Genomic DNA, 23,618 nt, shown 5'->3' with positions numbered 1-23,618 from the left:
CTTAATTCATTAACGTAGTTCCAGACGAAATTAACATGCCTAGCCATGCTGTTAAGCAAAGCTTTATGTTTATCGCGTACTCGGACTTTTAATGTCTTGGTGTGTTTTATCATGCTGTATAAACTACCAGTGTTAATCTATGCTGCAAAGACTTTAGCTGCCATTTGTTCTGCTAAATGGGCAGCTAAAGTTTTTTTATGTTGGCTTCTATTTCAGGCTGGTTGGGCTTAGGCGCTTGGTTAGAAATTACCAATTGGGCGTTTTAATCCTTCTTTTTTTTTGAATTAAGGTTGGCGTAAGCTTTGCATTGCAAACTAGGCATTCAATCCTACCTATCATTAAAAGGTATCGGCCTATGCCTACTAAGCGCACCAACTTAAACCTAGCTTTACTGCTAATTATTCAACTTGTTTTTTGGCAAGTAGGAACAAGTTACGATCATTTTCTAACCCTAAGTGGCTACCTAGCCATAAATTTTATGTCGCTCACTTTGTTACTAGCTACTCGTCCAGCTTGGCTAGAAACACCTTTGGGTGGTTTAGATAGCATTTACCAGCTGCATAAATGGACTGGAATATTGGCGGTTTTTTTTGCCCTAAGTCATTGGTTGATAGAAATGTGGGATGATGGGCTGAAGGCTATCTTAGGCAGAGATCGCAGTCAAAGAAAAGGCCACTTTACTGGCTGGCTGGATACTTTTCAGGATACTGTTGAAGATTTAGGTGAACCTGTTCTGTATATTCTGGTGTTGCTGGTTATCGTTACACTAATTCGTTTAATCCCCTATTACTACTGGCGTTATCTGCATAAGGTAATGCCTTTAGTTTATCTGCTCCTTGCTGCTCATGCGCTTTTATTAACACCCCCTAGCTGGTGGCAACAATCAACTGGCTGGCTAATGGCTCTATTAATGCTGGGTGGCTTACTCGGATCTATCCAATCATTAATTGGTGGTATAGGTAAAAATCGTCGTTATCAAGGCGTAATAAAAAGCGTTGAATCACTTTCTAACCAAGTTACCCAAGTGGTGTGTGATCTTGGTAAACAGTGGCCGGGACATAAAGCTGGGCAATTTGCTCTGGTAACCTTTAATAAGCTTGAAGGCGCTCATCCTTTTACCCTATCCAGTGCTGATAAAACAAATGGTCAGCTTAGTTTTCAAATTAAAGCCTTAGGTGATTACACGCGCAAAATACCGCAGCACTTACATAGTGGTCAGCCAGTTTTAATTGAAGGGCCTTATGGTCGATTTAATCCTGCCAAGGGTAGAAAAAATGCTCAGCAAATTTGGATTGCCGGCGGTATAGGTGTTACACCTTTTTTAGCTGCATTAGAAAACCGTGCCAATTATCCTCAATTAAATAACACCTCAACTAGCCTGCATTATTGCACTTCAGCTGCTGCGACTGACCCTCTGGTTGCACGCTTAAAACAGCTGGTTGAAAGCACTCCAGACATTAGCTTGCATATTTATGATAGCCAACAAGGACAGCGTTTAACTGCTGACCAGCTAGCGATTACTTCTAAGCAAGTCGATATCTGGTTCTGTGGACCAAATGGCTTAGCTAAGGCTTTACTAAGTGGTTTAAAAAAGCAGCCAGTTTCCCTGCGCTTTCATCAAGAGCTATTTGAATTTAGATAAAGTGGAACGTTAAAAAATCAATCTAAAACCCAGTGTTTTAACCCCGTAGCCGTTAAAAAGCTACGGGCATTAGCAGCTTGCAGTAGGGCTAGACTAGCCACTAGCCCTGCTTGCACACAACTCGGTGCAGCAACACTAACGGATCTTAAAGCTTGTTCTACTGGCCAACCTGTTAAAGGGTTTAAAAGGTGACTGTAGCGTTTACCGTTTTTTAGTAAAAAACGACGGCTATCGCCAGAAGTAGCCAGCCCCCCACGCGAAACCTGTAATAATAAACTGGCAGTATTTTCTACCGCTAAAGACTCTACACCCACTCGCCAAGGTTTATCTTTTGTCAGCGGCCCACTACACGCTAAATCACCGCCTAAATTAACTAACAAGCCAGGCCATTTATTGCCTTCTGTAGCAAAGCTTTGTTTTACTTTTTCTAACAGATGTAAGCCCATACCTAGTGCCCGATCAGCAGCATATTCTTTTCCTATACCGCCAAAATCCAACTCCATTCCTTCGGGTAAAGTCAGCCAGCCACCTTTAATTTCTCCACGGGCATCGGGAGGAGCTGACTGCCAGCTAAGTTTTTGCCAACCAATAAAAGGCAAGAGTGCATCAATCGCTGATTGATCCGGCAACCGATCACTGCCATCAAAAACCCAAACTTTGCGTAACAGGCCGGAGGTTAAATCAAATAGGCCATCAGATAAATGCCAGGCTTGTTCAGCAAAATTGAGCAGCCGAGCGGTTTCAGCATTAACCTGCTGTTTTTTGCCAGAAGATGCATGAAGATCACTAAATAAATTATTGCCAGAATAACGACTGTAGGCATCTTCAATGCGCCAGACTTCAGCCGCCATTTGTTCTGCTAAATGGACAGCTAAAGTTTTTTGAGATTCAGGCAAGGCCAGCAAAATTTCACAGGGGCTTGACATGGCTTTAAAGCTCGTCACAAAAAAACTGCCCTGCCAGTTGCAGGTTACTTGCCTGATTGCTTGCATTAGAACTTATAGCCAAGAATCATCATCACTGCCGTAGTTTTAGGTAAATCACTGCCCGAAGCCGGTGTTACTGCTGAGCTAAAGTTGCTAGAGGTTTGTTGGTATAAAGACAAGCGCGTGTAAATTTCTTGTTTAGCCGTTAGTTGATAACCGTAACGCAGGCCCAAAGTCCAAGCATCAAAATTGCCCAAACGGTAATCAGCTGTTAGTTCTTTACTGCCTACACTTAGCTGTTGAGAGGTAGCATAGGGCTGATAAAAGTCCACTGCTGATTGAGTGTACCAACGCACCTGAGGTTCAAGGTAATGCTGTCCTAAACCCCAACGGTATTTCATTTCTAGGGTGTGGGAGTTCATGCCCCAATCATCAAACTGATAACGATAACTTAAATCAACTACATCACCGCCAGCCAGCTGATGGCGAGTCTGCCAAAAAAGCGCTTGTTTAGTACGGCTATCAGGTCGTGCTTCATAACGATAACCCTGTAAACCACCACCAGCCTGATCAAAAACACTCACTAGTTTGTAAGGGTCAGTCAGGTAACCATCACTTAAATTAAGGCTGTAGTTAAACTGCATAATGGTGCTGCGGTTAATAACCTTAGTTACACCCAAGAGCAAGTCAGTCACAGTTTTATCGTCATCGCCACCAACACGGCTAGCAGCAAAGTCATTATCAAAATTGCTGCTGCCCCACACAGCCATTGGACTTATACCAGCCGGAATACCACCTTCTGGGCTAATGGTATCTAAAGACAAACCACCCGCCAGCGTTAAAGTGGTGTTTTTTTGGTTAAGGTAACGCGACACGCTAGCATTACCACCCATAGAAAGGTAATCATGCTCGGTAGAAAAATGACCACCCACAGAATAAGCCCAATCACGACCTAGGGGTGCAGACCACTGGGCAGAGGTAGCAATACGGGTATCACGAAAACTATCATCCAGCGGCAATTCACCCGCAGCAGCACTGTACTGACCTTCACCGGAAGGGCGAGTAAAAGTTTGTGGTTGGTCGCTAGTAAAAGCACCATTGGGTGAAGCACCAGTGAGCGTGTCTAGCGCCAGCTTTAAATTAAGCTTTGTTTCGCTATCAAAGTTACGAGTTGCACTTATAACCGGCTCAACAGCTTGTACCCGACTGTCGCTTTCAGCATAAAGCAACACTGCCGCATCAAAATCCCATTTTTCCAGTTCCCCAGCCTGCACCTGATTTGGCATACCCTGAAGGAGTGCACAGCCTATTGCAGCCAGTGTTCCGCCCAACTTACCTGCGCTTAATGCTGAATCTTTTTTTCTTAATTCGCTCATGCTCTGCTCCTAGTTGCAACCACAACCGCCGCCGCCAAAACTACGACCACCACTGCTGCCTTCTTTACTGAAATAAATGTGATCATCTAATCCAGCTTCTACAGGTTCATTAATTAGTTGCATTTTTGGCTGGGCTAACAGGTCACGCTCCCAAGGCTTAACACCCCAGTTAGAGCAACCCGCTAAAAACAATAAAATAAGCAACCCTAAACTTACTTGTGCTAGCCTTTTTTTATTCATGGTGTGTCTCCTTATTCAGCCAGTAATTGTTGAATGCTAGCTTCGTATTCTTTTACTCTGCTGGCATGAAATCCGGTGTGGGTGGCGCGTAACCGCCCCTCACGGTCTAGTAAATAACTAGAGGGCATACCTATCAAGCCATAGGCTTCTGGCAAAAATGCTTTACTGTCTTGTAACAGTGTAAAATTTGCTGGCACCTGCTTAAGAAAGGTCTCTGCCTCTTTAGGCTGCTGATCTAAATTAATACCTACCACAACCAATCCTTGTGTCGCATATTTTTCTTGCACGCTATTCATCCAAGGAAAAGACTCACGGCAAGGCCCACACCAAGAAGCCCAGAAATCAACCAGCACCACCTTGCCTTTAAAATCAGCCAAAGCCATTTCACCACCTTTCATATCAGGCAGACGCTGATTGAGTAGCGGTGCTTTTTGTGACTGTGTAATGGGTACTAGTTCTGTTGCTTTAGCTGAAGGAATAAAACTCACAGCTGTTATTCCTAACATTAAAGCCGCTGCGGTAAACCAAGGTGTTAAACCTTTGGGTGTTATTAATGACTGTTCTTTTGTCATGCTCTTGGCTCCTGACTAGTTTTAGTCCTGTCATTCTTTCAGCCCTAACTTAAGATTTTCTTAAGTGCGCCTTAAGCTAGCCTTAATTTTTGTGCTTCAGGCTAGTGGTCTATTATTTAGTGATTAGGAATCAGAAAATGAAACGCTCTACTCTGCTGTTATTGCTAACCTCACTGCTTAGCAGTGGTTTTTTACAGGCTGCTGCAGATTTTTTGCCTGCTAACCAAGCTTTCAAGGCCAGTGTGGTGCTTGAAAACCAGCAGTTATTAGCTCATTGGGAAATTGCTGAAGGTTATTATTTGTATCAGTCTCGAATTAGCATTCAAGCTAATGAACAAGCTTTGCAGCCCAATTTTTTATCAAAAACAACAAAAAAAAATGATCCAAACTTTGGGCTAGTAGATGTTTTTTATAACACCTTAGAATTAACGGCTAGCCCCGATTTGCCAGCTGGCCTTCAAACAGTAGAACTAAGCTGGCAAGGCTGTGCAGAAGCTGGCTTGTGTTATCCACCTCGCACTGAAACCTTCCAACTGCAATGGCCTGGCAATACGGCTACTACCTTAGAGACTGAACAAATTATTAAGCCTAGCTCTTCACCTAAAGGCACAAACGAAGATGCCGGAGCTTTAGCGACCTTATTAGAATCTTCTGGACTGATGTGGATAATTGGTACTTTTTTTGTATTGGGGCTGGGGCTAACCTTTACCCCTTGTGTGCTGCCCATGTTGCCTATTTTGGCTGGGGCTATTGCTGGACAAGGGCAAAATATCAGTACCAGTAAGGGGTTAGGCTTGTCACTGGCGTATGTACTGGGTATGGCAACTACCTACACAGCAGCTGGAGTGCTGGTTGGTTATTTTGGTGCCAGCATGAACTTACAAACAGCCATGCAAAACCCGATTGCCCTTAGTGTATTTGCGCTTATTTTTGTATTGTTATCTTTGGCCATGTTTGGTTTTTATGAATTACAGCTACCTGCTTTTCTTAGCGATAAGCTTAATAATCTAGGTAATAAACCGAATTCAAAGGCATCTAGCTCTGGTTTTGGCCGTTATACAGGCTTAGCCTTGCTAGGTTTAATTTCAGCCTTGGTTGTTTCGCCCTGTGTATCTGCCCCTTTAGCGGGCGCATTAATTTATATCAGTACGACGGGGGATGCACTTTTAGGTGGGGCAGCATTATTTGCACTAAGTTTAGGTATGGGCGTGCCGCTGTTGCTAGTAGGTGCAGGCGGTGGAAAACTTCTGCCGCGTGCTGGGTTATGGATGGTTGCGGTTAAAAACTTTTTTGGCGTTATTCTGCTAGCGCTGGCGATTAGCTTACTAGCACGTTTTCTGCCCGCAAGTATTAGCTTAGCGTTATGGGGTTTATTAGCACTGGTGTACGCTGTTCATTTAGGCAGTGGTGAAATTAAAACGGATTGGCAAAAAACTCGCCGTGGCTTAGCCGCTGCTCTGGCACTTTATGCCGCAACCTTGTTAGTGAGTGCTTTGGCAGGGCAAGATGATCCTTTACAGCCCTTGGCCGGAATGCTTGGTAAGAATCAGAATACAGCCCTTCAAGAAGAGCCTTTGTTTACCCAGACTCGCAGCCTAGATAAGCTAAAGGAACAAATGCAGTTAGCTAAAGAACAATCCTTGCCTGTGGTGCTGGATTTTTACGCCGACTGGTGCGCCAGTTGTAAGCTAATGGAAAAACAAGTTTTTAGCAGAATTAATCTGCAAAATTACGCAGGAAGAGTAGTTTTTCTTCAACTGGATATGACTGAAAACACCACACAGCACTCTGCTTTACTAAAGCAATACCAGTTGTTTGGGCCACCAGCATTACTATATTTTGACCAAAATGGGACTGAGATTCCATCGCTACGCACACTGGGTGAAGTTGGCTTGAATACTTTTCAAAACCAACTAAAAAAGCTAGTAAATAGCCGTCCAAAAACCTTCTAACTAGGATTAAATTCATGCGGTTACTGCTGATTGAAGACGATACCTCACTAGCACAAGGTATTCGGACGGCGCTAAAACCTGAAGGCTATACCGTGGACTGGCTGGCTGATGGTCAGCAGGCATTTTACGGTATTAAAAATGAAGTATTTGATCTGCTATTATTGGATTTAGGGCTACCCGGATTAGATGGTTTGTCACTATTAAAAAAAATCCGTGATGAAGGTAAACAACTGCCTGTGTTAATTCTTACTGCACGCGATGCCGTTGCTGACCGTATTGCCGGATTAGATGCCGGCGCTGATGATTACTTAATTAAACCTTTTGATATCACCGAACTAAAAGCTAGGGTACGCGCCCTATTACGCCGCAGTGCCGGCCGTGCCCAAACAATTTTGCAACTGGGTGAGTTAGAACTTAACCCACAAAATCAACAAGTTATCTTTCAAAAACAGCCGGTTAACCTAACCCGCCGAGAGTTTGCCTTATTACACGAACTGCTTAACCAGCCCGGCCATGTCTTCACCCGTGACCACCTGCAACAGCTCCTTTATGGTTGGGAAGAGGATGTAGAAAGTAATGCTTTGGAAGTGCATATTCATCACCTAAGAAAAAAACTCTTTCCCAGCTTAATACGCACCCTAAGGGGCATAGGTTATGTATTAGACAAGGATGCTCAACCATGAAAAAAGGCGCATCCATACGCAAACAAACCCTTAAGTGGGCTTTACTACTTTTTATTTCTGTTAGTAGCCTTATTGCTTGGAGCAGCTTCCATGATGCTGCCCATGAGGTAGAAGAATTATACGATGCACACTTAGCACAACAAGCTCGGTTAATTAGCGGCCTGTTAACTGGGCTGGAAGCTGCACCCTTAAACCCAGTTGAAAAGTTACGTTTACTTAATTCAATGGAACAACCTTTTTTAAAAGCTAAAACACAAGAAGGCCACCGCTATGAGAGCAAGGTGGTTTTTCAAGTGTGGCAAGAAAATGAGCTGATTTTACGCTCTCGTAATGCGCCGGGCAGCCGATTAACACAACAAAAAACTGGCTATGCCTTAGAGCAGGTAGATGACCAAATTTGGCGAGTTTTTGTATTAAATCACCCTCAACAGCAACAAATTATTATGGCTGAAAGGGAAGATGTGCGTGGTGAGCTAGTTGATAAAATTGCCTTAAGAACATTACTGCCAGATTTATTAGGCGTGCCAGCTTTAGCATTACTTATCTGGCTAACTATTGGTAAGGGTTTAAAGCCTTTAGAACACTTAGCTGAAGTTTTAAGAAACCGTGACCCTCATTCACTACAAGCTTTACACCTTACTGACTTGCCACAAGAGCTAAAAACTATTCAAGAAGCTATTAATTTATTACTGCAACAGCTAAGAGCGCTAAGAGAACGTGAACAGCGTTTTATTGCCGATGCTGCTCATGAGCTACGTACTCCGTTAACCGTACTTAGCCTGCACAGCCAAAACGCCTTACAAGCAAAAGACCCACAAGATAGGAAGGAATCCTTAAAACAGTTGCAGCAAGGCATTCAACGCACCACTCGAATTGTTTCTCAGCTGCTAACCCTTGCACGCCTTGAACCTGAATCTAGCTTTCCTTTAGAAAAGATTAATCCTTTAAGAGTAAGCCGTCAGGTTTTAGCTGATCTAGCGCCTTTGGCAATGCAACAACAGATCGAACTGGAACTTTTTAACGAAGAACCTACTACCAACTGGTCTATATCAATGGAGCTAGGCAGTTTGGAAATTTTATTACAGAATTTAGTCACCAACGCCCTACGTCATTCAACTTCAGGTCAAAGTATTCAGGTTCGCTGGCAACGCTGGTTACAGGGACATCGGCTGGAAGTGATAGATCACGGCTGCGGGGTGTCGGATCAGCAAAAACCTCTGCTGGTGCAAAGGTTTTATCGCCAAGGTGATTTCTATGGTAGTGGACTAGGACTGGCGATTGTTGCACGAATAGTTGAACGCCATAAGGGTAGGCTGAAACTGCTAGACACACCTAAAGGCGGACTGACAGTCAGTATTAGTTTTGAAGATTAAATCGTGATTTTGAATCACCAAATGGAATTAAGCTAACTAACACAGGTCACACAATAGTTAATCACATTACCCAAAAGGAAACCTACCATGCCACAAGACACTACAGCGCTATTTCAGCCGATAAAACTGGGAAAACTAACACTCCCCAACCGTTTTATAATGGCACCACTAACCCGCGCTAGAGCAATAAATCACCTCCCTAATGATCTAATGGCCGAATACTACGCACAGCGTGCCAGCGCTGGTTTGATTATTACTGAATGTACAATGGTAACGCCGCAAACTTCATCTTTTGGTAATGATCCTGGTATTTACTCACCAGAACAAATTGAAGGCTGGAAAAAAACCACTCAAGCGGTACACCAAGCCGGCGGACAAATATTTTTACAAATCTGGCACGCTGGCCGCGCAGCACATCCGCTACTTAATAATGGCAAAGAAGCCATTGCACCCAGCGCCATTGCTATTGATGGCGAAACAACCACACCAGAAGGCAAAAAAGCTTATACCCTACCACACGCTGTAACCCAAGAAGCAATTTTGGCAATTATACAAGACTTTCGCCAAGCCGCTGCAAATGCTATTGAAGCAGGGTTTGATGGGGTCGAAGTTCACGGTGCAAATGGCTATTTAATTGATCAATTTTTGCGTGAAAGTGCTAATCAACGCGTTGATAATTACGGTGGTTCGCTGGAAAATCGTACGCGCTTTTTAACAGCAGTTCTTACAGCAGTAACAAATGAAATTGGTAGTGAACGGGTTGGTTTACGCTTATCGCCACTGAACAGTTTTAATAGCATGAAAGATAACGATCCAGAAGGTTGGGTAAGTTACCTTGCCAAGCAATTAAATACTTTTAATTTAGCTTACTTGCATTTAATGCGAGGTGACTTTTTTGGTATACAAAAAGCTGACGTTATTCCCATTGCTCGTGAGCATTATCAAGGTCATTTAATGGTTAATATGGGTTATGACGCAGCCGAAGCGGCTGAAATTTTGCGTAATAACGGAGCAGATTCTGTTGCTTTTGGTCAGGCATTTATTGCGAATCCAGACTTACCCGCCCGCATTCAAGCCGGTGCAGCACTCAATACACCCGACCAAAAAACCTTCTATACGCCAGGGTCTGAGGGTTATACCGATTATCCATTGATGAAAGCTTAGGTAACATTAAGGCTAGGCATTGAACGAAGTGGTGCAAAAATTTTAAGCACCACTATCATCAGCTGGTTATAGTGATTGGCTTTCTTAGCTTTTAGTTAGTTCGAGTGGCTAGGACCTTAATACCTAACGCTATCATTGCACCACCTAATACGCGGTCGATCCAGTGACCATATTTTTTAAATCTGCTATTGATAGCTGGACGCGATAAAAGCCCTACAACTGTAGAAAACCAAGCTAATTGAATTACCATCATCCATGCACCATAGATAACGATTTGATACAACGGCATATCTGGCGAAAGGATGACCGTAAACAGAGATACAAAATATATCGGTGCTTTCGGATTTAATGCATTACATAAAAAGCCAACGCCTATAATTTTGACTATTGAATATTTAACAACCGTTTCGTCTACAATTTTTTTGTTACTTGATGGCTTAGAACGCAACCCTTTAATACCAAGATAAAGCAAATAGCCGCCACCTAATATTTTTATCGCCCAAAGCATATTCGCTGAGTTTGCAATAACCGTAGCTAGCCCGAACGCAGAGTAAATAATGTGGATGGAAAGCCCTAAAGATATCCCTATACTGCACATTAACCCTGCTTTTTTCCCGTTTGATAATGTTTGTTGAGAAACCAAAATAAAATCAGGGCCAGGTGACGCCGCTGCCAAAAGATGAATAGATGTAATTATTAACAAACCTTGTAACAAGTCCATTTACAGCGCCTATTGTATAAGTAGCTTATTAAAAATAACTAGTTTTACTTAACTAACACTAGCTCCGGCTCTCTTTCTAGCTGCACATTAAAGCGTGTTTTTACTGCGGTGGTTATTTCTTCTGCTAGGGCTAATAGGTTTTCTGCTGTGCCGCCGCCGCTGTGTACTAATACCAAAGCTTGCTGGTCATGTACTCCCACGCTGCCACGCTTTGCTCCTTTAAAACCACACTGATCTATTAACCAAGCGGCGGCTAATTTGCAGCCATTAGTGGCAGGGTAATGCGGCATTTTCGGATAAAGCGTTAAGAGTTCTTCTGCTTGTTGCTGAGAAATCACGGGGTTTTTGAAGAAACTACCAGCGTTACCAAGTTTGGCTGGGTCGGGGAGTTTTGATCGACGCAACTCACTCACCACTTCGGCAATCAGGCGTGGCAAGGGTTGGTTTAAGGCTTCTGGTTGCTGTTTTTTTGTGGTCAAATCTAGTTTAATCGCTAAGCGTGCTTTTAAATCGGCATAGTTCAAACGGGGTTCAGCTTGTTTAGAAAGCTGTAACTGCAAAGCGGTAATAACAAAACGGCCTTTCCAGTCGTGTTTAAAGCGGCTGTCTCGGTAGCCTAAGGCGCAGTCTTTAGCAGCAATAATAGCGAACTTAGCTGGCTGGCCTTTTTTTGGTAACCAATAGCCTTCAACTGCCTGCAAACTATCGGCTAGTTCTACGCCATAAGCGCCAATATTTTGAATGGGTGCAGCGCCAGCTTGTCCAGGTATTAGGGCTAAGTTTTCTAACCCAAAATAGCCTTTATTGGTGGTATCTAAAACCAGCTGTTGCCAAGAATAACCGGCGGGTACGCTTAATATTAATTCATCTGGCTCAATTTCAGGCCAGTCTAAAACTTGGGCTTGTTGTTGCAGCACCACCGCCTTTAAATCGCCCTGAAAAATAACATTGCTGCCACCGCCCAAAGGAAAAACAGGCAGTTGTTGACTAAGTGCAAAGTCAAAAATTTCAGGAAGCTCGTTAGGTTGTTCAGCTTTAACTAACCAGCTAGCTTGGGCAGTAAAACCCAAGGTATTACGCTGGTTTAGCGGGGCGTTGGCTGTTTTGCGAAACATTTATTTTACAAACCGTGTGCTTTACGGATTTGAATAAGCAGTCGTTTACAGGCAGATTCCACCAAATCAACCACCTGATGAAAACCTGTTTCGCCACCGTAATAAGGGTCAGGCACTTCAACCAAAGCAGAAGGGTTATAACTAAGCAGCAAACGAATTTTATCCAACTGTTCTAATTCTGTTACAAAATCTTCAACATCGGCTTGGTTTTGTTTATCCATCACTAAAATGTAATCAAAGGTGTCTAAATCTTTTGCACCAAACTGGCGAGCGCGTAATGCTGATAAATCATAACCCCTATCTAAGCTAGTCTTTTGCATACGTTCATCGGGTGCTTTACCTAGGTGTGCGTTGCTAGTGCCAGCAGAATCTATCTGAATCTTATCTTGCAAATTAACCGTTTCAACGAGGTGACGAAAAACACCTTCAGCCGTTGGGGAGCGACAAATATTACCCAAACAAACAAACAAAACCTTAATCATTCTTTGAACTCAATACTTAAATAGATTTAGCCAGCAAAGCTTTTAAGCGCTGGTAATCTTCAGGCGTGTCAACACCTTGCGGATGCTGCTGACAAGCTTCAGCAACATGAATTTTGTGGCCATTCCAAAGTGCGCGTAATTGCTCTAGCTGCTCGGCTTGCTCTAAGGGCGCAGGCTGCCAAGTAACGTATTCATCTAAAAAGTCGACACGGTAGGCATAAATGCCGATATGCCGCTGAAAATTAATGCCCGCAGGTAAGGTTTGGGGTTTAAAATTACCGGCTTCATTGGCAAGAAAGTAATCTCTAACCCAAGGTTGTGGACTGCGACTAAAATAAAGCGCTAAGCCATTTCTATCAGTTACTACCTTGACATTGTTAGGATTAAACACCGCTTCAATACAAGTAATCGGCTCACTTAAAGTGGCAATACTGGCTTGGGCGTTGTTGGCTAAGTTAGCAGCGACTTGGTTAATTAATGCTGGAGGTATCATTGGCTCATCGCCCTGCACATTCACAATATGCGCCGTTTTTGCAAGGCCTAGCTTACTAGCCACTTCTTGCAAACGGTCGGTGCCGCTGGGGTGATCGGTCAAAGTCATACAAACCTCGGCACCAAAAGCACTGGCGACTTCAGCAATGCATTGGTCGTCAGTAGCAATAACAACGCGATCAGCAGCACTTAAACAAGCTTGCTCCCACACCCGCTGCAACATGGGTTTACCGGCCAAGTCTAATAAAGGCTTACCGGGCAGGCGTGATGAAGCAAAACGTGCGGGAATAATGGCAATAAAGCTCATTTCTTTTCTAGCTTCTCTTCAATCGTCAGTTGACGCGCTTCCGTTTCAAGCATAACCGGAAGGCCATCACGAATCGGGTAAGCCAAACCGCTGGCACGACAAACCAGCTCTTGCGTGTCTTTGTTATAGACCAGTGCTGCATGAGATACCGGACAAACGAGCAAAGACAAAAGTTGCTTATCCATAAAGTGCTCCAAAATTAGCTAAATGAAATGCGCTGAATTGTAACTGAAATACTAGAAAAATCAGAGTTTTTATTAAAATAAACACGTTAGCCAACAACCAACAACGACCAAAGTTGAAGCTTTCTTGTAATCAGCTAACTTAACTTTGTCGACACTTTAAACTACAATGCCAACGCCATTAAAAAGGTAGCGAACTTTTATTCGCCAACCTAATTAAAAAAGTTTTTTTGTAGTTGATCGAATCGCCAACAGATGAGGGTATACAATCGTGCTAGAAGCCTACCGCAAACATATCGAAGAACGCGCCAACGAAGGCGTACCACCGACACCCCTTAATGCAGACCAAACCGCTGCTTTAGTTGATTTACTAAAAAATCCACCCGCAGGCGAAGAAGCATTTCTAGTTGACCTAATCACTAACCGCATTCCACCCGGTGTTGATGAAGCGGCTTATGTTAAAGCAGGTTTTCTAGCAGCTATCGCTAAAGGCGAAAGTTCTTCACCACTAATTAGCGCTGAACTGGCTGTTGAACTGCTTGGCACCATGCAGGGCGGTTACAACATCGTTACGCTAGTTGATCTACTAGACAACGATGATCTAGCTAAGCTAGCTGCTACTCAGCTTAAATCCACCTTGCTTATGTTTGATGCTTTCCACGACGTAGCCGATAAAGCCAAAGAAGGCAATGCCAACGCTAAAGAAGTTATTCAATCTTGGGCTGATGCTGAATGGTTCACCAACAAGCCTGCACTGGCTGAAAAAATCACTTTAACCGTATTTAAAGTGCCTGGCGAAACCAACACCGATGACTTGTCTCCAGCGCCTGATGCTTGGTCACGTCCTGATATTCCAGTTCACGCTAATGCCATGCTTAAAATGGCGCGCGATGGTATCGAGCCAGTAGAACCAGGTGTTACTGGTCCACTTAAGCAAATTGAAGAAGTTAAAGCCAAAGGCTACCCAGTAGTTTACGTGGGTGATGTTGTTGGTACGGGCTCTTCACGTAAGTCCGCTACTAACTCTGTACTTTGGTTCTTCGGTGACGATATTCCTAACGTACCTAACAAGCGTGCGGGCGGTTTCTGCTTTGGTAACAACATTGCACCTATTTTCTACAACACCATGGAAGATGCCGGCGCTCTGCCCATCGAAATGAATGTAGAAAACCTAAATATGGGTGACGTAATTGACGTTTATCCTTATGAAGGCAAAGTTTGCAAGCAAGGTACTGATGAAGTTCTTTCTACTTTTGAACTAAAAACTCAAGTTCTTCTTGATGAAGTACGTGCTGGCGGCCGTATTCCTTTAATTATCGGTCGTGGCCTAACTGAAAAAGCCCGTGCAGAACTCGGTCTTGGTCCTTGCGATACCTTCAAAAAGCCTGATCAGCCCGAAGATACGGGTAAAGGTTACACCCTAGCGCAGAAGATGGTTGGTAAAGCTTGCGGTGTTGATGGTGTTCGTCCGGGTACTTACTGCGAACCTAAGATGACTACCGTAGGCTCTCAAGACACCACTGGTCCTATGACCCGTGATGAGCTAAAAGACTTAGCTTGCCTAGGTTTTTCTGCAGACTTAGTAATGCAGTCTTTCTGTCACACTGCGGCTTACCCTAAGCCAGTTGATGTAAACACTCACCACACACTACCTGACTTCATTATGAACCGTGGTGGTGTTTCTTTGCGTCCTGGTGACGGTATCATCCACTCTTGGTTGAACCGTATGCTATTGCCAGACACCGTAGGTACGGGTGGTGATTCACACACACGTTTCCCACTAGGTATTTCTTTCCCAGCGGGTTCGGGTCTCGTTGCTTTCGCAGCGGCTACCGGCGTTATGCCTTTGGATATGCCTGAATCCGTGCTAGTGCGCTTTAAAGGTGAAATGCAGCCAGGTATCACACTGCGTGACCTAGTTCATGCGATTCCTTACCAAGCCATTCAAGACGGTCTTTTGACTGTTGAGAAAAAAGGTAAGAAAAATGCTTTCTCTGGTCGTGTACTAGAAATTGAAGGCCTTGAGCACCTAACAGCTGAGCAAGCATTCGAGTTATCTGATGCTTCTGCTGAACGTTCTGCTGCGGGTTGTAGCATTACCTTGTCTGAAGAGTCGGTTGCTGAATACCTAAAATCTAACATCACCATGCTACGCTGGATGATTTCTAATGGTTACGGTGATGCACGTACTTTAGAGCGCCGTGCTAAAGCAATGGAAGATTGGCTAGCTAACCCACAGTTAATGCGTGCTGACAAAGATGCAGACTACGCCCACATCATCGAAATTGATCTAAACACTATCAAAGAACCTATTCTTTGTGCGCCTAACGATCCTGATGATGCACGTAAATTATCTGACGTTGCTGGTACCAAAATTGATGAAGTATTCATCGGTTCTTGTATGACTAACATTGGTCACTTCCGTGCCGCTGGTAAACTGCTAGAGCAGTTCAAAGGTTCGTTACCTACCCGTCTATGGTTAGCACCACCCACCAAGATGGATCAGCACCAGTTAACCGAAGAAGGTTACTACGGTATTTATGGCCGTGCCGGTGCGCGTATGGAAATGCCCGGTTGTTCTTTGTGCATGGGTAATCAAGCACGTATTGCTGCTAAATCAACAGCAGTGTCAACATCAACGCGTAACTTCCCTAACCGTTTAGGTGATGGTGCTGACGTATTCCTAGCTTCTGCAGAACTAGCATCGGTTGCCTCTATTTTAGGCAAACTGCCAACCACTGCGGAATACATGGTTTACGCTGAAAAGATCAACACTATGGCTAGCGATGTTTACCGCTACCTAAATTTTGATCAAATGGCTGAATACCAAAAAGCGGCTTCTTCAGTGATTCCTGTTGCACAAGAATCCTAAGCTGCCAAGAAAGCTTAACGCCTTAAACTGCTAAAGTTTTCCAAGCCCGCCCTGCTTAGCAGCGGCGGGTTTTTTATTGTTAAGCAACTGGGTTAACTTGCAATAATGATTTAGATCAATCACATTATTGCACTGCAATAAATTCAAGGTATCAACCCATGTCCAATATTTTTCTCGCTTCTTTAGATCATCTAGCTGTTTTAGAGTTACAAGGCGGCCAGCCAGACAAGCTTTTACAGGGTCAAATTACTGCCGACCTACGCCTTGTTAATACTGAACACGCGCTGCCAGGACTCTTGTGTAATTTAAAAGGCCGTGTGGTCAGCAGCTTTGAAGTCATTGCTTTTGCTAGCGATCATTTAGCACTTATTTTACCAGCCAATAATTTAGCAGCGGTGCAAACGCATTTAGCCAAATATCAGCCTTTCTTTAAAACCCAGCTTAAAGAAACAACCAATGATTATCAGTTATTAGGCTTATCAGGAAAAGAAACACCGGCTTTAATCAATAGCCTTATGGGCGCTTGGCCAGATAATGACTATCAGCAAGCACTTACTAAAAAAGGGCTCATTCTAAACTTACCAGGTCCACAACCAAGGGCTTTAGTTTTACTAAAACGTGACCATAAAAAATTCACCACCACATTAACCAAGTTACAAAGTTTAACCAATTTAGTCACGACGGATTGCTGGCAATTATTGGATATAAAAATGGGTCGCGCCCAAGTGGATGCAAACTTAACCGATCAATTTTTGCCACAAATGCTTAACTACCAAGCAACTGGCGCGGTTAGCTTTAAAAAAGGCTGTTATATCGGTCAAGAAATTGTGGCGCGTACCCAGTTTCGTGGCCAAGTAAAAAAACGCCTGCACCGTGCTCACCTTACCACTGGTGAACTCAGTCTACCCGCTGCGGTCTACGATGCTGAAGGTAAACAACAAGGTGAAATCATTAAAGTAGCTGCTGATCGAAATGGCGAACTTGAAGCGCTAGCAGTAATCAACCAAAAAGCATTAGAAACGGACAGTACTTGGTTTGTTAATCCTGATTTAACCATTAGAATGATTTTACACAAATTACCCTACGACCCGGACGCTAGAAAAGCCCTGCACGGTTCTGAAGCCTAACTAGCAACGATTAATTTATTGGAGAAAATAATGCCGACTATAGAACTTAAATTAATGGGATTAACCTGCAACGGCTGCGTTAACAAAGTTACCGAAGCATTAATGTTGAATGAAGCCGTTGAAAGTGTTGAAATCAGCCAAGCCACAGCCAGTATTACCGGAAAAATCAGCATCGACCAAGCCATCGAAATTATCGAAGGCTTAGGTTTTGAAGCTGAAGAATAACCATAAAAAAATAATTAGAATAAGTAGCTAGAACAATAGGAATTAATTTTTATGTCCAAACCCTTTCGCCTTGCTTTAAGAGGCATGACTTGTGGTGCGTGTGTTGCTAGTGTTGATAAAGCCTTAAATAGCGTAAATGGTGTTGAGCAAGTAAGTGTTAACCTGCCCGACCGCAGCGCTGAAATTACAGGTAGCGCCAGCCCAGAAGCTTTAATTAAAGCGGTACAAAGTGCAGGGTTTGGTGCAACGCTTTTGAATGCAGACTATGGCGAGAATGAACGTCAAGCTGAAGAGAGTGCAGCACTAAAACAAGTTTGGATAAAAACTTGGGTAGCGCTGGCAGTGGGTATCCCCCAAATGCTATTAATGCTTACTGGCTACTTACCCATGCCAGAAGAAGCACAAGTGTTGTGGGGATTCATTGGCCTAATTACACTAGCGACGATGATTTATTCCGGCGGTCATTTTTATCAAGGTGCTTGGATTTCACTTAAAAATCACCGTGCCAATATGGACAGTTTAATTACCTTAGGTACCGGAGCTGCTTGGTTATATTCTACACTGATAGTCCTTTGGCCAGAGCTTGTGCCACCTGAAGGCCGTCATGTTTATTATGAAGCCGCAGTATTTATTATTGGCTTGGTGAATTTAGGGCAAGCCTTAGAGACCCGTGCGCGTGGGCATGCTTCGCAAGCCATTCGCCAATTAATGAAACTACAACCAGACGTAGCGCTACTAATTACTCCTGATGGCGAAGAAAAAGAAATGCGCCTTGCCTCCCTTCAAGCCAGTGATTTGCTTAGAGTTAAACCGGGGGATCGTATTCCTGTCGATGGCATTGTTGCCGAAGGTGAAACGCTGATTGATGAATCAATGCTAACCGGCGAGCCGCTCCCAGTGTATAAACAGAAAAAAGACTGGCTATCGGCAGGAACAATCAACCAAGGCGGTAGCATTACTATGCGTGTGCGAAAAGTAGGTGATGACACTGCTTTGGCGCAAATTATCAATCAAGTACGCAAAGCACAAGGTTCTAAACCGGCGATAGGGCGTTTAGTCGACCAAATTAGCGCTGTGTTTGTACCTGTCGTTATTTTAGTTGCTATTTTTACTGCTTTTATCTGGTGGTTAATAGGCCCAGAACCTCAGTCGGCTTATATGTTGATTTCAACGATGGCCGTTTTAGTTATTGCTTGCCCTTGTGCATTAGGTTTAGCAACACCCATGTCGATTACAGTGGGTGTGGGGCGTGCCGCAGGGAAAGGCGTGCTGATTCGTAAAGGCGATGCACTGCAAGAAGCCTCTAAGCTGGACACCCTTGTGATGGATAAAACCGGCACGATTACCCAAGGTAAACCCAAGCTGATTACTTTTAATTTACAAGAAACCATTGGTATTTCTAAAAATGAATTGCTCGCCAACTTAGCTTCATTAGAACAAGCTTCTGAACACCCTTTAGGTGCTGCGATTGTTGCAGCCGCTAAAGCCGAAGGCTTAATACTACCCAAAACCGCCATGCCAGAAGTTATCAGCGGTAGCGGCTTAAAAGGCATCATTCAAGAATACGTTTGGCTGGCGGGTAATCGTGACTTATTAGAAAGCGAAGGCGTTGAACTTAACGAAGCCGCCATTCAACAAGCTGAAGCCATGTCTGACTTGGGTCAAACCTGCATTTACTTGGCTGTTGATGGCAAACTTGCCGCTTTAATTGGCGTGGCTGACACCATTAAAGAAGACTCTGCGGCTGCCATTCAACGCTTACAAAATGCCGGTATAAACGTGATTATGCTAACGGGTGATAGCCTAAAAACTGCACTTGCTGTTGCCCTACAAGTGGGCATTACTGAAATTTATGCCGATGTAAAACCTGACCAAAAAGCCGCTACAATAAAAGCATTGCAAGCCAAAGGCTTAAAAGTGGGTATGGTGGGCGATGGTATTAATGACGCACCCGCCTTGATGCAAGCCAATGTCGGCTTTGCCATAGGTACGGGTACTGATATTGCCATAGAAAGCGCTGACTTAACGCTGATGCGCGGATCATTGCACGGTGTGGCCGACGCAATGCTTATTTCACGCGCAACGGTACGCAATATTAAGCAAAACCTCTTTGGTGCGTTTATCTATAACTCCTTAGGTATTCCGCTGGCCGCTGGGGTGCTTTACCCTTTAACAGGCTGGTTATTAAGCCCTACCTATGCTGCAGCTGCTATGGCATTATCCTCTGTCACAGTGGTGACTAACGCTAATCGCCTGCGCTATGTAAAGCTTGATAAATAAGCATTAAGCAAAACAAAAAACCTAGCTTTGGCTAGGTTTTTTTCATTACGGTAAACGATTGAGTCCTGTTTCAGAACTGTTTCAGCCCTACTTTAACCCTGTTGGCTGCGTGCCCTTGCTTGGCTTGCCATCACTGCTCGCTGCATGTCTGACTGCAAACCAGACACATCTGCCTCTTCTTTCTCTAAGGCTTCCATTCCTTCAGCTAGCAAGTTAGGCGTGGCGGCTAGCTCTTGTTTGGCTTGAACTTTAAGCTGCTCCATCATGGCACGCACATCATTATAAACACGACTAAAGTGCTGCTGGTCGGTACCACGGTATTTTTTTAACTCAGTAATAATACTTTGGTAATTAACAAGTGCGGCACGGTATTTGTTTTCTTTTATCTTAACTTCTGCAATCGCCTTATTCATTTCAATAATAACCTGCGTTGCAGCGTAACGAATCACCTGTAAAAAATCTTTACCCTTTGCTTCAGCAATGCGCCCTTCTCGGAACTCTTTCATAATCAAAAACTGCACGTTTTTAAGCTGATTCATGGTTTCTTGGCCTTTTTGCCTGCTGTCAATAGGCTGAGGACTAGGATTTGGGTTAGCTTTCACCGCATTTACCGTTTGCTCAGCATTTTTTAGCAGGTATAAAAAATCATCACTTTTATCGCCTAAACCTTGCTGCATACGCAATAACAACAACCAACGCTCAGCTAAAGCAACGCGCAAATCATAAGCCAATAAATGTGCAGGAATATTAATCAACAAAGGTTCAATACGTTTGGCTTGGGTTCTAATGTCTTGAATTTTTCGTTCCGTTTGAATACGGTTTTCTTCCTTGATTTTACGGTGATGTACAAAAAAAATAGTTGTAAAAGCTAAAAAAACTACGACTCCAAGCAGTATAAGAGCAGCCATGTTAAGTCCATTAAGATTTAGTAATTGCTAATAGTCGCTGAAATATACTGTTTTTAGTCTTTTTTTTCCACCTTAACCTAAAGGAGTTTTTATACTTTAGTTTTTTGCTTATACATAAATGATCTTAATGAACCTCTTGTTATAACCTTTACCGAGGATTAATCTAATCGCAATGTTTAGAAAAACCCTTTGAGAGGAATAACAAATGTCTTTAAAATTCAAAAACCTAGGTAAAACACTAATTGCTAGTGGACTTGCTTTAGCCCTAACCAGCCCAGCTGTTTTAGCTGAACAGCCTAGCCTGCTCAATTCCTCTTACGATGTTGCTCGTGAATTATTTGCCAGCTACAACGAACACTTTAATGACCATTGGCAAGAAAAAACGGGGCAAAGAGTCGAAATTAAACAATCTCATGCGGGTTCTTCACGTCAAGCGCAAGCAATTATTCAGGGCTTACGTGCCGATGTGGTAACTTACAACCAAGTCACCGATGTGGATATTCTGCACGAAAGAGGCAAGCTATTACCTAAAGATTGGCGTCAAAAGCTACCTAATGCCAGCTCGCCTTATTATTCCACCATGGCGTTTTTAGTTCGCAAAGATAACCCCAAAAACATTCAAGACTGGGATGACCTAACCCGTGAAGATGTGGGCTTGGTACTACCCAATCCTAAAACTTCGGGTAATGGCCGTTACAGCTATTTAGCTGCCCTAGGTTTTGCTCAGTTAAAGTTTAATAAAGATGAAGCCAAGGTCGATGCCTTTTTACGCAAGTTTTTAGGCCAAGTGGCAGTATTTGATACCGGTGGCCGTGGTGCAACCAACACCTTTGTTGAACGGGGTATTGGCGATGCGCTGCTAACTTTTGAATCTGAAATTCAAGGCGTGATTAAAGCCTTCCCAGATCAAGAGTTTCAAATCATTGTGCCTTCTAGCAGTTTTTTAGCTGAGTTCCCCGTTGCAGTGGTCGAAAAACCGGCCAAGCGTAATGGTAACTTTGAGCTGGCGACGGCCTATTTAGAACACCTTTACAGTGAAGACAGCCAGCGCTTGTTAGCCAGTTTTAACTACCGAGTACACAACCCAGTGGTTAAAGCAGAAACGGCGGCTAACTTCCCTGATTTAAAGCTACTAACCATTGAAGAAATTGCGGGTGATTGGAAAAATGCCATGCAAGTTCACTTTGCTAGTGGCGGCAAACTAGACCAGTTGCAGCGCCGGTAAATAACCATGACACCTGCTAGCCTGCTTCCTAAAAATCTCATTAGCAAAAGCTTCAAAGTTACCGGCAGACAAGTGCTGCCGGGCTTTGCTTTAAGCCTTGGTATCTCGCTACTGTTTATTAGCTTGGTATTACTTTTACCTTTAAGCGGCCTGCTGGTACAAACTGCGGGTATGAGCTGGGCAGATTATTGGGCCGTGGTGACAGATTCAAGAGTCATGGCTTCTTACCAAGTCACTCTGCTCATGGCTTTGGGCGCTTCACTGCTCAATGGTCTGGTCGGTTTGTTGCTGGCTTGGGTTTTAGTGCGTTACACCTTTCCCGGTAAACGCCTAATAGATGCACTCGTTGATTTGCCCTTCGCCCTGCCCACCGCAGTAGCTGGTATTACCCTAGCTACCTTATTTTCTGCCCAAGGTTGGTACGGGCAAGGTTTGGCTAAGTTGGGTATTCAAGTGGCTTATACACCGCTGGGTATTTTAATTGCCATGTTATTCACCAGTCTGCCCTTTGTAGTGCGTAATGTTCAGCCAGTGATGGAAGACTTAAATTCAGGCGATGAAGAAGCCGCATTAAGTCTAGGTGCTAAGGATTGGACAGTGTTAAGACGGGTGATTTTTCCAGCCCTTTGGCCAGCTTTAGTAATGGGCGTGGTGCTGTCTTTTATTCGCAGCCTAGGTGAATTTGGTGCGGTTATTTTTATTGCTGGCAATATGCCCTATTTAAGTGAAGTGACCAGCTTGATGATTTTTGTTCGCTTACAAGAGTTTGATTATGCCGCTGCCAGTGCCATCGCTTCGGTTATTTTAATGGCTTCTTTAGTTTTGTTATTTGCAGTGAATATTTGGCAAACCCGTTACCTTAAACGGCTAAAAGGCAGTCAATAATGAGTAACCATAAAACTAGTCTTTCTAAAGTTAGCCATCAACAACGCATTGGCGACCAACCTTGGTTAAGGCGATTATTGATTGGCTTGGCTTTTTTGCTGGTGGGTAGTTTATTAGTTGTGCCTTTAATCGCAATTTTTGCTCAGGCTTTAAGTGCTGGATTAAATATTTTTTGGGTCAACCTTAGCGATAAATACACGCTCCATGCTATTGGCTTAACGCTTTTAGTAGCGGCTTTGACTGTGCCCTTAAACTTAGTGTTTGGGGTGTTTTTGGCTTGGCTAGTGACACGTTTTGAATTTCCCGGCCGCCGCATTTTAATGACCTTAATTGATATTCCTTTTGCTGTTTCGCCAGTTGTTGCTGGGCTTATGTACCTTTTGCTTTATGGCAGCAATGGCTGGGTAGGAAGCTGGTTAATGGATCACGACTTACAGCTAATGTTTGCTTGGCCTGGAATAGTGATGGTCACCGTATTTATTACCTGCCCTTTTGTAGCGCGTGAACTGATTCCTTTAATGCAGCAACAAGGCAGCTCTGAAGAAGAAGCGGCACTAAGTTTGGGTGCTAGCGGTTGGCAAATGTTTCGCCGTGTGACGCTTCCCAATATTAAATGGGCGCTTTTGTATGGCGTGGTTTTAACCAACGCCCGAGCGGTAGGTGAGTTTGGTGCGGTATCCGTAGTTTCAGGCAATATTCGTGGTGAAACCAACACCCTACCGCTGCATGTCGAGCTGCTGTATCAGGACTATAACTTAGTGGGTGCTTTTACTAGCGCCACTCTATTAGCAGCTTTGGCCTTATTAACTTTGGTTGTAAAAACTTTTTTAGAATGGCGGCAACAACAAAGCGCCAGCTAGTTTTAGGTG

Annotated in this window: 22 protein-coding genes; 12 read left to right on the top strand and 10 right to left on the bottom strand. The window is 43.7% G+C overall.

From position 1 onward, the window contains the following. Positions 1 to 355: 355 nt before the first annotated feature. Positions 356 to 1,642 (top strand): ferredoxin reductase family protein, encoded by a 1,287-nt coding sequence (locus VJY63_RS04605; RefSeq protein WP_324048577.1) that lies wholly within the window; start codon positions 356 to 358, stop codon positions 1,640 to 1,642. Positions 1,643 to 1,659: 17 nt separating this feature from the next. Here VJY63_RS04605 and VJY63_RS04600 read toward each other — a convergent pair whose 3' ends face one another. The 4 genes from VJY63_RS04600 to VJY63_RS04585 form a co-directional block, all read right to left on the bottom strand. After that, positions 1,660 to 2,568 carry an FAD:protein FMN transferase gene (locus tag VJY63_RS04600; protein ID WP_324048576.1) on the bottom strand — a complete coding sequence of 303 codons (909 nt, stop codon included), beginning with the start codon at positions 2,566 to 2,568 and terminating at the stop codon, positions 1,660 to 1,662. 65 nt (positions 2,569 to 2,633) lie between these two features. Then, positions 2,634 to 3,944 (bottom strand): DUF3570 domain-containing protein, encoded by a 1,311-nt coding sequence (locus VJY63_RS04595; protein WP_324048575.1) that lies wholly within the window; start codon positions 3,942 to 3,944, stop codon positions 2,634 to 2,636. 9 nt (positions 3,945 to 3,953) lie between these two features. After that, the gene (locus VJY63_RS04590; protein ID WP_027849533.1) at positions 3,954 to 4,184 is read right to left on the bottom strand and encodes a DUF4266 domain-containing protein; all 231 of its coding nucleotides are present in this window, start codon (positions 4,182 to 4,184) and stop codon (positions 3,954 to 3,956) included. Between the two features lie 11 nt (positions 4,185 to 4,195). Next, entirely contained in the window at positions 4,196 to 4,756 is a 561-nt protein-coding gene (locus VJY63_RS04585) for a TlpA disulfide reductase family protein (RefSeq protein WP_324048574.1), read from the bottom strand. Between the two features lie 137 nt (positions 4,757 to 4,893). Here VJY63_RS04585 and dsbD point away from each other — a divergent pair, with 137 nt between their 5' ends. The 4 genes from dsbD to VJY63_RS04565 all read left to right on the top strand — a co-directional run bounded on the left by dsbD (position 4,894) and on the right by VJY63_RS04565 (position 9,928). Further along, the gene (gene dsbD / locus VJY63_RS04580) at positions 4,894 to 6,708 is read left to right on the top strand and encodes a protein-disulfide reductase DsbD (RefSeq protein WP_324048573.1); all 1,815 of its coding nucleotides are present in this window, start codon (positions 4,894 to 4,896) and stop codon (positions 6,706 to 6,708) included. A gap of 14 nt (positions 6,709 to 6,722) precedes the next feature. Further along, a complete protein-coding gene (locus VJY63_RS04575) occupies positions 6,723 to 7,391 on the top strand; it encodes a response regulator (RefSeq protein ID WP_324048572.1) in 669 nt (222 codons plus the stop codon). Further along, complete coding sequence (locus VJY63_RS04570) at positions 7,388 to 8,764, top strand: ATP-binding protein (RefSeq protein WP_324048571.1); 1,377 nt, start codon at positions 7,388 to 7,390, stop codon at positions 8,762 to 8,764. The genes VJY63_RS04575 and VJY63_RS04570 overlap by 4 nt, the downstream gene beginning before the upstream one ends. A gap of 87 nt (positions 8,765 to 8,851) precedes the next feature. Continuing rightward, the gene (locus VJY63_RS04565) at positions 8,852 to 9,928 is read left to right on the top strand and encodes an alkene reductase (RefSeq protein WP_324048570.1); all 1,077 of its coding nucleotides are present in this window, start codon (positions 8,852 to 8,854) and stop codon (positions 9,926 to 9,928) included. A gap of 91 nt (positions 9,929 to 10,019) precedes the next feature. On the opposite strand, the gene VJY63_RS04560 is transcribed toward VJY63_RS04565, so the two are convergent. Genes VJY63_RS04560 through VJY63_RS04540 form a run of 5 tightly spaced genes read right to left on the bottom strand, consistent with a single transcriptional unit; the run spans position 10,020 to position 13,230 of the window. Next, on the bottom strand, positions 10,020 to 10,649 hold the full coding sequence (locus VJY63_RS04560; RefSeq protein ID WP_324048569.1) for a LysE family translocator: 630 nt from the start codon (positions 10,647 to 10,649) through the stop codon (positions 10,020 to 10,022). A 44-nt stretch (positions 10,650 to 10,693) separates the two neighbouring features. Beyond that, positions 10,694 to 11,764 (bottom strand): UDP-N-acetylmuramate dehydrogenase, encoded by a 1,071-nt coding sequence (murB, locus tag VJY63_RS04555; RefSeq protein ID WP_324048568.1) that lies wholly within the window; start codon positions 11,762 to 11,764, stop codon positions 10,694 to 10,696. Positions 11,765 to 11,769: 5 nt separating this feature from the next. After that, complete coding sequence (locus VJY63_RS04550) at positions 11,770 to 12,246, bottom strand: low molecular weight protein-tyrosine-phosphatase (RefSeq protein WP_324048567.1); 477 nt, start codon at positions 12,244 to 12,246, stop codon at positions 11,770 to 11,772. A gap of 16 nt (positions 12,247 to 12,262) precedes the next feature. After that, positions 12,263 to 13,045 (bottom strand): 3-deoxy-manno-octulosonate cytidylyltransferase, encoded by a 783-nt coding sequence (gene kdsB / locus VJY63_RS04545; protein ID WP_324048566.1) that lies wholly within the window; start codon positions 13,043 to 13,045, stop codon positions 12,263 to 12,265. Beyond that, on the bottom strand, positions 13,042 to 13,230 hold the full coding sequence (locus VJY63_RS04540) for a Trm112 family protein (protein ID WP_324048565.1): 189 nt from the start codon (positions 13,228 to 13,230) through the stop codon (positions 13,042 to 13,044). Before VJY63_RS04540 ends, kdsB begins: the two co-directional genes overlap by 4 nt. 268 nt (positions 13,231 to 13,498) lie before the next feature. Here VJY63_RS04540 and acnB point away from each other — a divergent pair, with 268 nt between their 5' ends. The 4 genes from acnB to VJY63_RS04520 all read left to right on the top strand — a co-directional run bounded on the left by acnB (position 13,499) and on the right by VJY63_RS04520 (position 19,731). Next, positions 13,499 to 16,099: a bifunctional aconitate hydratase 2/2-methylisocitrate dehydratase gene (acnB, locus tag VJY63_RS04535; RefSeq protein ID WP_324048564.1), complete on the top strand. Its 2,601-nt coding sequence runs from the start codon at positions 13,499 to 13,501 to the stop codon at positions 16,097 to 16,099. Positions 16,100 to 16,257: 158 nt separating this feature from the next. Next, positions 16,258 to 17,226, top strand: a complete 969-nt coding sequence (locus VJY63_RS04530) for a hypothetical protein (protein ID WP_324048563.1) — start codon at positions 16,258 to 16,260, stop codon at positions 17,224 to 17,226. 30 nt (positions 17,227 to 17,256) lie between these two features. Then, the gene (locus VJY63_RS04525) at positions 17,257 to 17,451 is read left to right on the top strand and encodes a heavy-metal-associated domain-containing protein (RefSeq protein ID WP_324048562.1); all 195 of its coding nucleotides are present in this window, start codon (positions 17,257 to 17,259) and stop codon (positions 17,449 to 17,451) included. Between the two features lie 51 nt (positions 17,452 to 17,502). Then, complete coding sequence (locus VJY63_RS04520; protein ID WP_324048561.1) at positions 17,503 to 19,731, top strand: heavy metal translocating P-type ATPase; 2,229 nt, start codon at positions 17,503 to 17,505, stop codon at positions 19,729 to 19,731. Between the two features lie 92 nt (positions 19,732 to 19,823). Here VJY63_RS04520 and VJY63_RS04515 read toward each other — a convergent pair whose 3' ends face one another. Further along, entirely contained in the window at positions 19,824 to 20,639 is an 816-nt protein-coding gene (locus VJY63_RS04515) for a hypothetical protein (RefSeq protein ID WP_324048560.1), read from the bottom strand. Between the two features lie 205 nt (positions 20,640 to 20,844). On the opposite strand from VJY63_RS04515, the gene cysP reads away from it, so the two are divergent. From cysP to cysW, 3 genes are read left to right on the top strand one after another with little or no spacing between them, the layout of a single operon-like run. Next, on the top strand, positions 20,845 to 21,864 hold the full coding sequence (gene cysP, locus VJY63_RS04510) for a thiosulfate ABC transporter substrate-binding protein CysP (protein WP_324048559.1): 1,020 nt from the start codon (positions 20,845 to 20,847) through the stop codon (positions 21,862 to 21,864). A 6-nt stretch (positions 21,865 to 21,870) separates the two neighbouring features. Continuing rightward, positions 21,871 to 22,749, top strand: coding sequence for a sulfate ABC transporter permease subunit CysT (gene cysT / locus VJY63_RS04505; protein WP_324048558.1), 879 nt, complete (start codon positions 21,871 to 21,873; stop codon positions 22,747 to 22,749). Continuing rightward, positions 22,749 to 23,609 carry a sulfate ABC transporter permease subunit CysW gene (gene cysW / locus VJY63_RS04500; protein WP_324048557.1) on the top strand — a complete coding sequence of 287 codons (861 nt, stop codon included), beginning with the start codon at positions 22,749 to 22,751 and terminating at the stop codon, positions 23,607 to 23,609. Before cysT ends, cysW begins: the two co-directional genes overlap by 1 nt. The last annotated feature ends 9 nt before the right edge of the window (positions 23,610 to 23,618 follow it).

The sequence above is a fragment of the Marinospirillum sp. genome (assembly GCF_035271045.1).
In the GTDB taxonomy this organism is placed as follows: Bacteria; Pseudomonadota; Gammaproteobacteria; order Pseudomonadales; family Halomonadaceae; genus Marinospirillum.
The sequence above is the reverse complement of the archived record's forward strand: the minus strand, read 5'-3'. Positions and strand labels throughout refer to the sequence as shown.